Origin of the sequence: Microcoleus sp. N9_B4, from assembly GCF_036701635.1 — a bacterium.
Taxonomy (GTDB): Bacteria; Cyanobacteriota; Cyanobacteriia; order Cyanobacteriales; family Microcoleaceae; genus Microcoleus.
This window is the reverse complement of sequence record NZ_JAUBRC010000038.1, coordinates 58,958-74,023: the sequence shown is the minus strand read 5'-3', so window position 1 is coordinate 74,023 and position 15,066 is coordinate 58,958. Positions and strand designations below refer to the sequence as shown.

At 46.3% G+C, this 15,066-nt stretch carries 11 protein-coding genes and 1 pseudogene; 11 read left to right on the top strand and 1 reads right to left on the bottom strand.

Features of this window, described 5'->3' with window-relative positions:
* The 5 genes and pseudogenes from QUA43_RS22700 to QUA43_RS22680 all read left to right on the top strand — a co-directional run.
* Positions 1-321, top strand: a pseudogene (locus QUA43_RS22700) (hypothetical protein); the annotation flags it as partial.
* Between the two features lie 12 nt (positions 322-333).
* Entirely contained in the window at positions 334-837 is a 504-nt protein-coding gene (locus QUA43_RS22695) for a hypothetical protein (RefSeq protein WP_333376706.1), read from the top strand.
* An 83-nt stretch (positions 838-920) separates the two neighbouring features.
* Positions 921-1,220, top strand: a complete 300-nt coding sequence (locus QUA43_RS22690) for a hypothetical protein (RefSeq protein ID WP_333376704.1) — start codon at positions 921-923, stop codon at positions 1,218-1,220.
* A gap of 243 nt (positions 1,221-1,463) precedes the next feature.
* Positions 1,464-2,702, top strand: coding sequence for an IS110 family transposase (locus QUA43_RS22685; RefSeq protein ID WP_333376702.1), 1,239 nt, complete (start codon positions 1,464-1,466; stop codon positions 2,700-2,702).
* Between the two features lie 181 nt (positions 2,703-2,883).
* A complete protein-coding gene (locus QUA43_RS22680; RefSeq protein ID WP_333376700.1) occupies positions 2,884-4,050 on the top strand; it encodes a glycosyltransferase in 1,167 nt (388 codons plus the stop codon).
* Here the strand turns inward: QUA43_RS22680 and QUA43_RS22675 are convergent.
* Positions 4,031-4,273 (bottom strand): hypothetical protein, encoded by a 243-nt coding sequence (locus tag QUA43_RS22675; protein WP_333376698.1) that lies wholly within the window; start codon positions 4,271-4,273, stop codon positions 4,031-4,033. The genes QUA43_RS22680 and QUA43_RS22675 overlap by 20 nt on opposite strands.
* A 69-nt stretch (positions 4,274-4,342) precedes the next feature.
* On the opposite strand from QUA43_RS22675, the gene QUA43_RS22670 reads away from it, so the two are divergent.
* The 6 genes from QUA43_RS22670 to QUA43_RS22645 all read left to right on the top strand — a co-directional run bounded on the left by QUA43_RS22670 (position 4,343) and on the right by QUA43_RS22645 (position 14,975).
* The gene (locus QUA43_RS22670; protein ID WP_333081041.1) at positions 4,343-5,074 is read left to right on the top strand and encodes a sugar transferase; all 732 of its coding nucleotides are present in this window, start codon (positions 4,343-4,345) and stop codon (positions 5,072-5,074) included.
* A 445-nt stretch (positions 5,075-5,519) separates the two neighbouring features.
* Positions 5,520-6,551 carry a GDP-mannose 4,6-dehydratase gene (gmd, locus tag QUA43_RS22665; RefSeq protein WP_333376696.1) on the top strand — a complete coding sequence of 344 codons (1,032 nt, stop codon included), beginning with the start codon at positions 5,520-5,522 and terminating at the stop codon, positions 6,549-6,551.
* 403 nt (positions 6,552-6,954) lie between these two features.
* A complete protein-coding gene (locus tag QUA43_RS22660) occupies positions 6,955-7,899 on the top strand; it encodes a GDP-L-fucose synthase (protein WP_333376694.1) in 945 nt (314 codons plus the stop codon).
* A gap of 561 nt (positions 7,900-8,460) precedes the next feature.
* Positions 8,461-11,685 carry an efflux RND transporter permease subunit gene (locus tag QUA43_RS22655; RefSeq protein WP_333376693.1) on the top strand — a complete coding sequence of 1,075 codons (3,225 nt, stop codon included), beginning with the start codon at positions 8,461-8,463 and terminating at the stop codon, positions 11,683-11,685.
* A 357-nt stretch (positions 11,686-12,042) separates the two neighbouring features.
* Entirely contained in the window at positions 12,043-13,176 is a 1,134-nt protein-coding gene (locus QUA43_RS22650; protein WP_333376691.1) for a hypothetical protein, read from the top strand.
* Between the two features lie 617 nt (positions 13,177-13,793).
* Positions 13,794-14,975, top strand: coding sequence for an RtcB family protein (locus tag QUA43_RS22645; RefSeq protein ID WP_333376690.1), 1,182 nt, complete (start codon positions 13,794-13,796; stop codon positions 14,973-14,975).
* Positions 14,976-15,066 lie beyond the last annotated feature (91 nt).

Sequence of the window (15,066 nt, the reverse complement as noted above, 5' to 3'; positions counted from 1 at the left end):
CCAGAGGACAGAGCCAAGCAAGTCCGCATCGGTGGCAAAGCTTACCAACTACTGGAACAGAAAGCAGCAGCAGCGGGCATGGCAGTTTCCGCCTACCTCGAAATGCTCATCGGCGGCATTCAACCGCCCGATGAAGAACCGCCCGATGATGACGAAGGAACGGAACTGACGGCTGAAAAAGAGGAAATTTGCGATCGGGCAGAAGCCTTCGCCCGCCAGTCTAAGCCAAAGCGTGTAGCAGGTTTTGGCAGTAAAAAGCTATCAACTTGCTCTCAAAAAGCTATCAAAAATAGATCGGACAAAGCGTCCGATTCATCTTAGTTTTTTAAAACCATGCACAATACTTTCACTTACCGGCATTCTGACTTGCCTCCAGTTCGACCTGAAATCAAAGCCGAAATTGTCGCCTTGGGCATTCACGCGGACGACTTGATTCTAAAAAGTCAGGGCAACTACCGCGAACTTCAGGAGTTAGCCGAAACCTTAGACAACTGTTTGAACAGTTGCGAACTCAATCTCAATTCCATTCGCATAATTGCTGACGACAGCCCGCAACCCGCAGCTATCAGCATGAAAAACTTGTCTATTGAGGAAAAACGCCTCATTTATTCATGCTCGAACACTAACTCAGTTTTGCTGAATTTGCTCAGTGAAATTGTTGGCAAATCCCCTGAAGAACTAGCCAGCGACATAGCAATACAAGCATCAATTTATCAAAAACCAGTGGGGGATAATGAAATAGAGGAATTCATCAAAGACGTAATGATACCCCTCGCCAACAAAGCTAAAGACAATCGCCAACCCAAAGGTCATTATGTTTTCAAGCAAGTGAATTAAAAAAAAACGGTCAAGTTGCAATCTTGACCGTTTTAAGGAGCTGTCTTGGCTAACTGTCCTCTATTCGCATCTATCAATTTACCATGCCAACCAAAAACAAGCACCACATCACCGACCTAATCAAGTCCGCCAGAGAGCAATTTGATGATTTTAGCGACGCCGAAACACAGGAAGTTTTTCTCACTATCAAAGAGGCAAAATCACGAGGATTGCTGCGAAAACAGCCTCCTGATAGGTGCTTAAACGAATACATCAACATAGCAAACTACTTGCTAAGCACTTATTCAACCGATGTATTCCCCACAGCGTTAACCGAAAATCTCAGATACCTCTACGCCTACATCGCCCTAGTAGCAACCAATTCCATCACTACAACCGCCTGAAGATGGCCGCCTCGACTCAGCGGCCGAAACTCCCCTTAATAAGGGGGAGTAGCGGGATGAGTCGCAAGACAAGTGGCGCTTTAACATAGAAATTAGCTTAGTTGCTATTCAGGTTTCGTAAGCGCCAGCCCGCACCTCAAAACTGGACAAAATAAATAAGCCTTAATCAGTGAAGTAAGCATTTTTGCTTTTGGGAGATTCGTAGGCTCTCTTGTCCTTTCAACTGTTCCTCTCCTAAATCACATGAAATACTTAACCGTAGGCATCGACATTAGTCGATCGTCGATTTCTGCCTGCTTTTTACTGGAAAAACCCAGTAATCCCCGTGATGATTATTTCGATGCTGACATCGAAACGTTCCAAGCGAATCTTGAAAACTTGAATAAATTAAGAGCCAAAATTGAAAGCTTCAAAGCCGATAAAGTCATCGCAATTTGCGAACCAACCGGGATGAACTATGCGCGGCTGTGGATGAACAAACTTGCTGATTGGGGCTGCGAGGTACGCATGATTTCCAACAGCAAGTTGCCTAACTACCGGGCGGAACTGATGGGGAAGGAAGGCAAAAGCGGGGCAAAAACCGATGACCTTGACGCATTTGCGATCGCCTGCTGGTACTTCGATAAGCCAGAAACGAGTTACCTCAAAATCCGCGACCCTCTAGTTAGTCACATTAAAGGTATTTGCTTGCGGCTCGAACATCTCAATCGCGTTCAGAATCCGATTATCAACAGAATTCGGCAAGAGCTCACCTGGCAGTGCCCGGAAATTGCATCAGTGGAATCAGTCAAGCTCCAAGACGAGCTACCACCGCTTCTCTGGGGCTGGCTTGCGGGTCGGCGAAAATCGAAAAAGTACGATCGCATTTTGGAGGCGACGATCGGGTCGGGCATCGAACCTCAAACTCGCTGGGCAGCCAAGCAATATTGTGAAATCGAAGATGAAATCTTCACCCTGAAAAAGCAGTTGACGGAACTGATTGACCATCCGCAGTTTGAGCAGTATCGGCAGATTTTTACTAAATTTGGATTTGGGTATCAGCTCCAGGGCTACTTGCTCGGAGCCGTTTACCCGATCGAAGATTTTCTCAAAGATGGTCAGCCAGAAGTAAAAATCCGAAAAAACCGCCAGACTGGGAAGGAATCAAAACTCAAACTTTCAGAGCGTCGCTTCATGCGAGCCGTCGGCATGGGAGTGATTCGCGAAGATAGCGGCCAGAAGAAGAAAGGGAAACAATCCGGCAGCGCGCTGTGCAGAAAAGCACTGTGGCAATGGTGTTTTTGTCGGCTAGAGGTTGCTCGCAACAATCCCCCACTAAAATTTGTTTACGGTCACGGCGCTGACGCGGAGGAAATGTCGCCGGCTGAAAACTTGAGGCGGCGCAAAAAAGGCGGCACACCTGTTAAATTAGCCCGCCAGCGAGTCATTGCCCGTTGCGTGCGCGAGCTATTTAAAGAACTGTGCAACATTGTCAAAATCTAAAATCTAAAATCTAAAATCTAAAAAACCCACGGGAGTAATCTGTCTGTGGGTCTTTTAATTGCTCAAAAATTGTCTACAGTGAAACCTGGTTGATGGCCCGATATTGCGTAAGTGATCCCTCAGTAAGATTAATATTGACAGAACTGGCGCTAACACATCGTTCGATCGGCTACAAATACAAGTGAAAAAACTCAAATACGCCCTAGTTCACGAATGGTTGACGCCCTTAGCTACTGGCGGTTCAGAACTCGTAGTACAGGAAATTCTCAAACACGTAGACGAGGCAGATATCTATGCCCTCATCGACTTTGAATCAACCAATCCCGAAAGCTATCTTTTCGGGCGACAGATTGGCACAACTTTTTTGCAGCACTTTCCCAAGGCCCGCAGCGGCGTGCAAAAATATTTGCCATTTCTGCCGATCGCGATCGAACAACTAGATCTGCGAGAATACGACATCATCCTCTCATCATCCCATGCCGTCGCCAAAGGCATCCTCAGCAGTCCCCAGCAAATGCACGTCTGCTACTGCCACACACCCATGCGCTACGCTTGGGACTTAACTTTTGACTATTTGCGTAGCAGCAAAGCCGGACGGGGCATCCAGGGTCTGCTGACGCGATATTTGTTGCATCGACTGCGACAGTGGGACGTAATTTCCGCCAATCGCGTTGATTATTTCATCGCTAACTCTCAACACACTGCGCGCCGAATTTGGCGGTGCTATCGGCGGCGGGCCCAGGTGATTTATCCGCCGGTAAATATCGAGCGATTTTCCTTGATGCGGCAAAAACAAGACTTTTACGTCACAGTTTGTCGGTTGGTAAGTTACAAAAACGTAAGTGCGATCGTCCAAGCATTCAATCAACTCGGGCATACTCTAATTGTTATCGGCACCGGGCCAGAATTAGACATGATTCGGCAAATCGCCAAACCCAACGTGCAAGTGCTCGGCTGGCAGCCCGCCTCCATAGTTGAAAAGTACATGGCAGAGGCGAAAGCCTTTGTCTATGCAGCTTGCGAAGATTTTGGCATAGCTTTAGTAGAGGCTCAAGCTTGCGGGACACCGGTAATTGCCTATGCAGCAGGGGGCGCTTTGGAGACAGTGCTCGACATTCGGCAACACCCAGAGACTGGGACTGGTTTATTTTTTTCCTCCCAAACCGCAGCAGCATTAGTCGAAGCTGTCGAGGAATTTGAGCAGTTGCAAGGCAAATTTGAGCCAGAAATCAGCAGGTTGCGCGCTGAACAGTTTGCCCCCGAAGTCTTTGGGCAGCGCTATCTAGCTTTTGTTGAACACTGCTATCAGGAATTTCAATCCCGCGATTTTACCGAGTCTGGGAGTTGATATCATGTCCGGCTGCGCCGTCAGGTGATTGTTGACGGTTGACGGTTGACGGTTGACGGTTGACGGTTATTAGCAGCCTCAAGCGAGTAACCAATAACCAACTGCCAACTGCCAACAAGCCAACTGCCAACTGCCAACTGCCAACTGCCAACTGCCAACTGCCAACTGCCAACTGCCAACTGCCAACTGCCCTCTGCCCCAGAAAATTGAGTATTGGAAACATAATTCAGAGAACAAAGCGTCTTGAGGCTTTATGATCAGGACTGTGTGTGGTGTGAAGTGAAGGAGTAAGATGACTGCCGACAGCCAACTAATCTCCGGCAAGGTAATTCGAGCGATCGCAAGACGCGGTTTTGGGTCTGTCCTGCAAGGAGATAGACGCATAAGTCGTTCTATACAGAGCCTCGACGGAGAACTTTTCAAGCGGTTATTTGACATCCTGTTTTCCTTATCGGTTCTGATCCTGTTTGCTCCGGTTTACCTGCTTTTGGCTTTCTTAATCGCCTTAAGCTCGCCCGGTCCTATTTTTTACGTACAGGAACGAGTAGGCAAAAACCGTAAAAGGTTTTATTGCCTTAAATTCAGAACGATGGTGGAAAATGCGGACGATATATTGCTGGAAATCATGGAAAATTCTCCGCATTTGCGTCAAGAGTTTGAGGACAATTTCAAGCTGAAACAAGACCCTCGAATTACCTGGATTGGAAGATTTTTACGAATGACCAGTTTAGACGAGTTTCCCCAGTTTTGGAATGTTTTAAAAGGAGATATGAGCGTCGTCGGGCCCAGACCTTTAGTTGAAGAAGAACTGCCGAGATACGGCAGTCACATCAACAAAATTCTCACCATAAGACCTGGAATTACAGGCTTGTGGCAAGTGTCTGGTCGCAACGACATTCCCTATCCCCGCCGAGTCCAAATCGACCTCTATTACGCAAATGACAAAAACCTTTGGATGGATATGTGGATTGTTTTCAAAACAATTGGAGTTGTGATTTTTCCCAAAAATAACGGCGCATACTAATTTTTGTCCGCAGTCAGCAATCGGTAGTTAGTTTTATTTGTTACTGACCACTGATGCTGACTACTGACAATCAGCGACAAACTCTTTGTCAAAACTAAACAGTTCCTGGGTACCGATCGAAGAATTGTGAGCTTAACTAAAGGGGCAAATACTTAAATAAACCTACATCTTCTTCATCTAGAAAGATCAGTTTTTCTAGATAGACTACTTTAGGTTTAGGTGTTAAACTTAACTCTATAACCTTTGGCTTAAGGGGGATAGCCTACTTATCTTGGGATAGCCCACTACCCAACAGCGTAGGAAGTAAACTTCAACTGGCTTTAGGTAACTAAAGTGAAGTTTGAGTAAGTTTTATAAAGCAGTTTGAGAATACGGCAGGCAGGGAGCAACAGCCTCTGCCAAAAAATTTATCGTGAATTAACACAGCCTGTCAAAGGAAAATCAGATGACGCAACGTAAGAGAGCGCTAATAACAGGTATTACAGGTCAAGACGGCTCCTACTTGAGCGAATTACTGTTAGAAAAAGGATATGAAGTTCACGGCATTATCCGGCGCAGTTCTAGTTTCAATACCGATCGAATTGACCACATCTATGTCGATCCTCACAGCGAGGGTGCGCGCCTGTTTCTACACTACGGCGACTTGACGGACGGCACCACTCTCCGCCGGATATTGGAAGAAGTTCAGCCGGTAGAAATTTATAACTTAGGCGCTCAATCTCACGTTCGAGTCAGTTTTGACTCGCCGGAATATACGGTGGACACAGTAGGGATGGGAGTATTGCGGCTGCTAGAAGCAATTCGGGACTATCAGCGCCGCACCGGCATAGAAGTGCGGTTCTATCAAGCAGGTTCTTCGGAAATGTTTGGTTTGGTGCAGGAAGTTCCGCAGAAGGAAACAACTCCTTTTTATCCCAGAAGTCCTTACGCCTGCGCCAAAGTTTACGGTCACTGGCAAACAGTAAATTATCGCGAATCTTACGGACTTTTTGCCTGCAACGGTATCTTGTTCAATCACGAATCTCCCCGCCGTGGCGAAACTTTTGTAACTCGCAAAATTACTCGCGCCGTTGCCAGAATAGTCGCAGGCAAGCAGAAAAAGATTTACTTGGGCAATCTCGATTCCAAGCGGGACTGGGGCTATGCTAAAGACTACGTGCGGGCAATGTGGCTGATGCTGCAAAAAGACAAACCTGACGATTATGTCATTGCTACCAACGAGACCCATTCAATTAAGGAATTTCTCGATTTAGCTTTTACTTACGTCAATTTAGATTGGCAAAAATATGTGGAGTTTGACGAACGCTACTTGCGGCCGGCAGAAGTCGAACTGTTGATTGGCGATTCGACTAAGGCGCGCCAGCAATTAAATTGGGAACCTTCTGTAACTTTTCAGGAGTTAGTACATTTAATGGTAGATGCTGATATGAAAGCTTTAGACCAGCAAGGTCGAGGTTCGGGCAACGGATTTGATTAAGTCGCTAAAACAAGCCGTCAGTGCGAACAATTTGTAGGGGTAGGGTTCCGTGTCTACCCCTTTGGCGAAAGGCGCGCACCGGGGGATAGCCCCTGCAAACACTTCACAACTGATCAGAGGATTGTTAGGGCTATTAACAGGATCGGCATTCAAAGAACCCGCTTAATGGCTCGCAAAATTTTCGGCTGTGCGGGCTAAAAAAAACATTAAAATGATAGTTGAGGACTCGCTACTCATAAATCTAACTTTCGGGTGTGCACGGCGCAAATTGTCCCTATCTGCAGCAGCTAAAACAAATTTGTGGGCAACCTAGTCCTGTAGCTGAAAGCTTTTTTTGCTAAAGCAACAATTTTAGAATTGAAATTGTCGATCGACCTTTATTCAAAATCCCGAGGCTAAAATTATGACCAGCTTGGATTTAAGCAGCAAAAGCATTCTAGTCACGGGCGGCGCCGGTTTCTTGGGCCGTCAGGTAATCGACCAGCTAGTGAAAGCAGGGGCCGATGCTGATAAAATTTCGGTGACTCGATCGCGCGACTGCGACCTTCGCGTCATGGAAAACTGCAAGCGCGCCGCCGACCAACAAGATATCATCATTCACCTCGCCGCCCACGTCGGCGGCATCGGCTTAAACCAACTCAAACCCGCGGAATTATTTTACGATAATTTGATGATGGGCGCGCAACTAATCCACGCCGCCTACGAAGCAGGAGTCGAAAAATTTGTCTGCGTCGGCACCATTTGCGCTTATCCCAATTTAACCCCAGTTCCTTTCAAAGAAGATGACCTGTGGAATGGCTATCCAGAGGTAACTAACGCACCTTACGGAATTGCCAAAAAAGCTTTATTAGTGCAACTGCAATCCTACCGCCAGCAGTACGGATTCAACGGTATCTACTTGCTACCAGTAAATCTGTACGGCCCGGAAGATAACTTTGACCCGAAAAGTTCCCACGTCATCCCCGCATTAATTCGCAAAGTCTACGAAGCGCAAGAAAGGGGAGACAAAACACTGCCAGTTTGGGGCGACGGCAGCCCTAGCCGCGAGTTTTTGTATTCCACAGATGCCGCCCGGGGAATTGTGATGGCAACGCAAGATTACAGTGAATCTGACCCGGTTAATTTGGGAACGAATAGCGAAGTTAAAATTCGCGATTTAGTGGAAACGATTTGCGAATTGATGGGATTTGAGGGAGAAATTGTTTGGGAAACAGACAAACCGAACGGTCAGCCGCGCCGCTGTTTGGATACGGAAAGGGCTAAGGAAAAGTTTGGTTTTGTTGCTGAGGTGAAGTTTAAGGAGGGGTTGAAAAATACCATTGATTGGTATCGAACACACGCAGTTTGAGTGGGAAAAACCCGGTTTTTTGAAGAAACCGGGTTTTTTTAGGAAAGGTAGTGAAGGGAAGTAAATCAGCAGAAAGAAATTTGGCGTTGCTTAATCAGGGTATGAAAAAAATTAGTTGAAAATCCCCCAGCTTTGTGGATACGGGTTTCTCTGACTGGCATATTTAGCCTTTCATACCGTCAATCAGCAACGCCGAATAAGAATGTAAGGGCGGGTTTTACAAACAATCTGTGGGTAAGACCAACAATATACTAAACCCGCCCCCACGATAGCGGTAAATCGCAATTGCTTTCGATCGATAAAAAAGCCGATCGCAATTTCTGTCAATCTGCATTTTGGGCGATCGACTACCTCTAAAGGAATATTCAAAAAAACATTTTTCACAATTTATTAAAATTTATTATACTACTTGTCAGGTGCAGAGCGTAAATATTCTCTCACTCCCTATACAAAATAAAGCCTGACCGAAAACAATTTGGTCGCCAGCCCCGCGATTCATTCCTTTGCAGGCTGACTGACTGGGTAAACTTTTCAATTCAAAAATCTAAAATCTAAAATCAAATGACCCCCGACAAACCCGGATTCAGCATTAGCGCGACCGCCATTCGTCGCCACATCGGCACCCTCATGCTGACACTTGCTATTATAATCGTGGGCTTTTTTTACATCACCCAACTGCCCGTTGACTTGCTGCCCTCCATCACCTATCCCCGCATCGGCGTGCGCTTAGACGCCCCCGGCGTCTCCCCAGAAGTAGCAATAGACGAAGTTACCCGCCCCCTCGAACAAGGACTTTCCGCAACTGAAGGCGTCATGCAAGTTTTCTCGCGGACTCGCGAAGGACAAGTCAGCGTCGATTTATTCTTCAAACCCGGGGGCAACATCGACCAGGCCCTCAACGACGCCACCGCCGCTGTCAACCGCATCCGCAACCGACTTCCCGATACAGTTGAATCGCCCACTCTCTTCAAAGTTGACCCTTCCCAGCAGCCGATTTACGAATTTGCCCTCACTTCCAACTCCTTGCAAGGAGTTGATTTGCGCGTATTTGCCGACGAAGAATTATCCAGAGAATTAAACGTAATTCCAGGAATAGCGGCAGTTGACGTTGCCGGCGGCGTGCAAGAAGAAATTCAAGTAAATATTGACTTAAATCGCTTGCAATCTTTAGGTGTCAGTATTTCCGACGTTTTATCAGCCCTCGAATCCCGCAACCTGGACACTTCCGGCGGGCGACTGCGGCAAGAAGCAGCGGAACCTTTAACCCGTACCGTCGGGCGATTTAAGAACGCCAAAGAAATTCAGGCAATTTCTTTTCAAGCATCGGGTTCCAATCCGCCCAAACGAGTGTTTTTGCGCGATTTTGCTCAGGTAATTGACGGTACAGAAGAAGAACGAGTTAAAGTATTTCTCAATCAGAAATCAGCCGTAAAAATTAGCATTCAAAAGCAGCCGGACGCGAATACAATCTCAGTTGTAGACGGCATCAAAAAGCGGCTAGAAGAATTAAAAGAATCCGGGGTCATTCCCGAAGGCACGACTATCGTCAATACCTTCGACGAGTCTAAGTTCATCCGCGATTCTATTAGCAATGTCCTATTTTCGGGTTTAACCGGGGCTGTTTTAGCCGGGGCATCTGTATTGCTGTTCCTCGCTTCCCTTCGCCAAACTTTGATTATTGTCCTAGCAATTCCCCTCGCAACTTTAATGGCGATTATCCTGATGGGAGTTTTTGGCCTATCTCTGAACGTTTTCAGTTTGGGCGGTTTGGCGCTGGGTGTGGGAATTGTGGTCGATAACTCGATCGTGATGTTGGAGAATATTGTCGAAGGAACCAGCAATAAAAAAAGTGCAAACGGTCAGCGCTTAAGTAACAAGCAGTTGATGCAGCAAGCAGAAAAAAGCAGCCAAGAATTAGAATCAGCTTTATTTGCTTCCACCATCACTAACTTAGTTGCTGTACTGCCATTTTTGCTCATCGGCGGCTTAGTTTCTTTACTTTTCAACGAATTAATCCTCACCATCAGCTTTTCCGTCGCCGCCTCTCTGATTGTCGGATTGACAGTTGTACCTATGATGGCTTCTCGACTGCTAGCGCTGCGGGTATCCAGCGGTTTGAGCAACTTTTGGCCGCTGCGCGCATTCGATCGAGCTTTTACCAATGCTACCGCCGGTTACGGTAAATTTTTATCTGGCATAGTGCGGTGGCGGTTGATTATCATTGCAGTAGCGATTATTGGATTGGGCGGCGGCAGTTGGCTGATGGCCGGTCAAATCCCCCAGGAAATATTGCCCAGAATTAATACCGGTCAAGCGAGATTGTTTGCTTTGTTTCCTGCCGGCACAAATTTGGCAACCAACCAAAGAATCATGGCAGAAGCGGATAAAATTATCCTCAGCCAACCAGAAACTCAATACACTTTGACGACGGTGGGCGGGCTGTTGTTCGGCAACAATACGGTTGAGAATGTGCTGCGCGGCGGCTGCAACATTACGCTGAAACCTGGCACCAATACATTGGATTTTGTGCAGCGAGTTACGCAAGAATTGAATAAAAAAATTGATTTGCCCAAAAATACTCGTTTGCGTCTGAATCCAGAAAATGTGCGGGGTTTGGTTTTAACTAATTCGCCAGTGCGCGGCGCGGAAGTTGATGTCCTGCTTCAGGGCGAAAACGAACAAATATTGCAGCAAGCCGGCCGCGAGATATTGGCAACTTTGGATCAGAAGGTAAATTTAGCTACTTTTCGCCCAGATGGAGACCCGCAGCAAACGGAAGTGCAGATTCGCCCCAACTGGGAACAAGCAGAAATCTACGGGTTGAATGCGAGGCAAATTGGAGAGGCGATTCAGACAGCAATTCAAGGTTCTGTTCCCACGCAATTGCAGCGGGGAAACCGTTTGGTTGATGTGCGGGTACAGTTCGATCGCGCTGCTGTTCAATCGATTTCCGCACTAAAGTTTATCCCTTTAACTGCTAGGGATAACAGCATTATCCGCTTGAGCGATGTGGCGAATATTGAACTGGGAAAAGCGCCTGGGGAAATTCAAAGGCTTAACCAGCGCCAAGTTTTCATGATTGCTGGGAATGTTAATAAGGGCGCAAGCTTGGGCGATGCTTTGAAACAAGTGGATACAGTTTTGTCGGAAATCAAATTGCCGCCGGGAGTGCGAGTGATACCTAGTTCGGCGGCGGAAACTAACCGGGAATTGCAAAGTTCGCTGATTGTTTTGGGATCTTTGGCGGCGTTTTTGGTATTTGTGGTGATGGCGGTGCAGTACAATTCGCTTGTCGATCCGCTGGTGATTATGTTAACGGTGCCGCTGGCTTTGGCTGGGGGGATTTTCGGGTTGTATGCGACTAAAACTGCGATCGGCGCAACGGTGATTGTGGGGGCGATTTTGCTGGTGGGAATTGTGGTAAATAATGCGATTATTATGGTGGAGTTGGCGAACCAAATTCTGGAAGATGAAAAGGTCGATCGCGCCACAGCAATTCTCAGGGCGGCACCTCAGCGCTTGCGTCCGATTTTGATGACAACTATTACCACAGTTTTGGGTTTATTCCCCCTAGCTTTGGGCATTGGAGACGGTTCGGAATTCTTGCAACCTTTGGGTGTGGTGGTGTTTTCCGGTTTGTCGCTGGCGACGCTGCTGACGCTGTTTATTATTCCGTGTTTCTATATTTTGCTGCACGATTTCTTCGGGATGTTTGCAGGGAATAAGAAACCGCAGGTGGTCGCTATTCCTGTGCAGAAGGCGGGGAGAAAGAATGCGAATTTGTAAAATGTAGCGTCAGCAAATACGCACTTTCCCGCAATCCGGCAGGAGTTTAAACCCCCGCCTCATAGCGAAAGTCGGTTAAAAACCGACTGTAGATTTTGAGGAAAAATACGATCTATTTCAGTCCTCTTTTAGAGGACTTTCGCTATGAGACAGGGAATTAATTCCCTGTCGGACTGTCGGATTTACAAGCAATATCGGTACTGCATTTGATGTGAAGTTGACGCGCCGATAATTAGTCGGTAAGGTGCGTCAGTAAACATTCTATGACTCCCAAAAGCAATTTCAGACTGACGCACCCTACGATAAATGCTGCAAGATTTCAGTTAAAATAGAGCTTATTTACGCTGAAATATCTTTATGCTAATTTTACCAAAACATGAAAAACAAATTGACTGGTCGTTCTCATACATAAATCAACCCATTAATTCCGAGTGGGCGACGATTGTCAGTGGCGATCGCAAAAAAGTCACTTTAGTCGATCGCAACTTGTCGCCAAAATACGAATACCAGCTTCCCGACGAAATTAGCTGTTTAGCCATCAGTCCAAAAGGCGATTTGCTGGCCGCAATTATGGCAAATGGCAATCACTTAGCAATTGTGACAGCAGAAAACCAGCTAGTTTTTGAAGAACAGCTACCTAACCCTCCTGTTGAGGTTTCACATTTGCATAACAAGAATGGATTTCAGCACTGCTGGTTTGATGCAGACGGCGTGCGTTTTTGGTGCATGAAATTAATTGAAATGAAGCAAGTCGAGATTCAAATTCGCGATACCAGTTCGTGGCAAATCCAGCGACAACTTTTGCTCAAAGACCCTCTTGGCGCCGGCAGTTCTTTCTCGTTTCACCCGCACCCAGAAAATCACATTTTAGCTCTTTATGCTGCTGCCGGTCAGCACGGACAGCAAATCTACTGGCTTTATGATGATGGTACGAGAATTCATGCCGTGGAGGTTCCCTGTCTCTATGACACAGCGCCTCCAGAATTTCATCCTGCTGGTGGCGAATTTGTGGTTATAAATAATTACGATCGACAAATCAGCCGATTCAGTTTTCCTGACTGCAATCTACTTGGAATATGCGAATGCCCTTGTCCTGATTCGGATGACTGGTTTAGGTACTCTATGTGCTACCTATCAGACGATCGCCTTCTAATTGACACGGTTCAAGGAAGAATGTATTTAATCGATCTTAAAAAAATGGAGATATCAGATGAACTGATTTTAAGCGGTCATGAACCCCGTCCTTCTGAAGAACTTTACCCTAATCTCAAGGATGTTGAAGAAGGGCTTTGCAGCGACTTGGACTGTTTTTATCGATTTGATTCAGATAGGATTCTTTCCGTTCACTCACAACTGCCGAGTCAAAAACCTGACTCTAAACAGAAGACATTAGTTATCTTCGGGGGAAAAGAGCTGTTTGGTTCGCTGGCGAAGGTACAACAATCCGCACCCTACAGTAAATTATTCATTCAATCTTTAGGCATTTCTTAAGGATTTTCAATACAAAACGCTTCTTGTGCCGTGTTAGCTTTTCACTCGCTTTCCCACAATCCGACAGGGGTTGAAACCCCTGCCTCATAGCGAAAGTCGGTTAAAACCGACTGTAGATTTTGACGGGAAGTGCGATCGATTTCAGTCCTCTTTTAGAGGACTTTTGCTATGAGACAGGGAATTCATTCCCTGTCGGACTGTCGGTTAAAACCGACTGTAGATTTTGACGGGAAGTGCGATCGATTTCAGTCCTCTTTTAGAGGACTTTTGCTATGAGACAGGGAATTCATTCCCTGTCGGACTGTCGGTTAAAACCGACTGTAGATTTTGACGGGAAGTGCGATCGATTTTAGTCCTCTTTCAGAGGACTTTAGCTATGAGACAGGGAATTCATTCCCTGTCGGACTGTCGGATTTACCAACAATACCGCTACTGCATTTGATGTGAAGTTGACGCGGCAATAATTATTGGGTAAGGTGCGTCAGTAAACATTCTATGACTCCCAAAAGAAATTCCCGACTGACGCACCCTACGAGAATTAGTATGTTTGACATCCGAAACTATTTATGTTACAATAATACTACACAGCCCAACTGGCAAAACAAACTTAAACAAAAATGCCCTACGAAAAATTAGACATATCAGCCCCAAAACCAGTATTATCTTGGGCAAATCACGCCCTAGGCGAAAAAGAAACCAAGATGACCGCAAACGTAGCATCTTTGCCCTTTGTATTCAAACACGTCGCACTAATGCCCGACGTACATTTAGGAAAAGGTGCTTTAGTCGGTTCAGTAATTGCCACAAAAGAAGCGATTATTCCGGCTGCTGTGGGGGTTGATCTGGGTTGCGGGATGGCTGCGATTAAAATGCCATTCAAGGCTGAAAAATTAGAAGGTAAACTCAAACAAATTCGCCTCGATATCGAAGCCGCAATTCCCGTGGGATTTGCGGAAAACAAGGAAGTAGAAAAAACAGTCACCAACTGGCAAGGATGGCGAGAATTTAAGGAACTTCATCAAGGCGTGCAGCACCAAAACAATAAAGCCTTAAAACAAATGGGTTCCCTCGGTGGCGGTAATCATTTTATTGAGGTTTGCGTTGATACTGAAAACTTTGTTTGGCTGATGCTGCATTCCGGTTCTCGCGGGATTGGAAATTTGCTCGCACAGCAGCACATCGAGACTGCTAAAGATTTAGCTAAACTGGCAGATATTAATCTGGCTGACAAAGATTTGGCTTATTTTGTAGCGGGTACGCAGGAGTTTGCGGCTTACTGGCACGATTTGCAGTGGGCGCAAGATTATGCTCGTTTTAATCGGGATGTGATGATGAATCGGTTTAAGCGAATTGTGGAAAAGCACGTCGCGGGAGGCAAATCTGTTAAGCCGTTATTAGAGGTGAATTGCCACCACAATTACGCGGAAAAAGAGGTGCATTTTGGCGAAGATGTGTATGTTACTCGCAAGGGTGCTGTGCGGGCGGATGTAGAGGATTACGGGATTATTCCGGGTTCGATGGGGGCGAAGTCTTTCATTGTTAAAGGGAAGGGAAATGCTGAAAGTTACTGTAGTTGCAGTCACGGTGCGGGGCGGTTGATGTCTCGCACTCAAGCTAAAAATGTATTCACTCTCGATGATTTGGTGCGGCAGACTGAGGGGGTTGAGTGCCGGAAAGATGAGCAATTTTTAGATGAAATTCCGGGGGCTTATAAGCCGATTGATGAGGTGATGAGTCAGCAGTCGGATTTGGTGGAAGTTGTGGCGACTTTGAAGCAGGTTGTTTGTGTCAAGGGGTGACAGAAACTGGTTTATTTGTACTTCACTTAGCTAAAAATTGCTTTATGGGAAGAGGGGGGAAATTGAGCTTAACTCGATTTCCCCCCTCTTT

Bases quoted from the DNA above. Each gene is read 5' to 3' on its own strand.
- QUA43_RS22695 (WP_333376706.1), top strand. From the start codon at position 334: ATGCACAATACTTTCACTTACCGGCATTCTGACTTGCCTCCAGTTCGA.
- QUA43_RS22690 (WP_333376704.1), top strand. From the start codon at position 921: ATGCCAACCAAAAACAAGCACCACATCACCGACCTAATCAAGTCCGCC.
- QUA43_RS22685 (WP_333376702.1), top strand. From the start codon at position 1,464: ATGAAATACTTAACCGTAGGCATCGACATTAGTCGATCGTCGATTTCT.
- QUA43_RS22675 (WP_333376698.1), bottom strand. From the start codon at position 4,273: ATGTTTCCAATACTCAATTTTCTGGGGCAGAGGGCAGTTGGCAGTTGG.
- QUA43_RS22670 (WP_333081041.1), top strand. From the start codon at position 4,343: ATGACTGCCGACAGCCAACTAATCTCCGGCAAGGTAATTCGAGCGATC.
- gmd (WP_333376696.1), top strand. From the start codon at position 5,520: ATGACGCAACGTAAGAGAGCGCTAATAACAGGTATTACAGGTCAAGAC.
- QUA43_RS22660 (WP_333376694.1), top strand. From the start codon at position 6,955: ATGACCAGCTTGGATTTAAGCAGCAAAAGCATTCTAGTCACGGGCGGC.
- QUA43_RS22655 (WP_333376693.1), top strand. From the start codon at position 8,461: ATGACCCCCGACAAACCCGGATTCAGCATTAGCGCGACCGCCATTCGT.
- QUA43_RS22650 (WP_333376691.1), top strand. From the start codon at position 12,043: ATGCTAATTTTACCAAAACATGAAAAACAAATTGACTGGTCGTTCTCA.
- QUA43_RS22645 (WP_333376690.1), top strand. From the start codon at position 13,794: ATGCCCTACGAAAAATTAGACATATCAGCCCCAAAACCAGTATTATCT.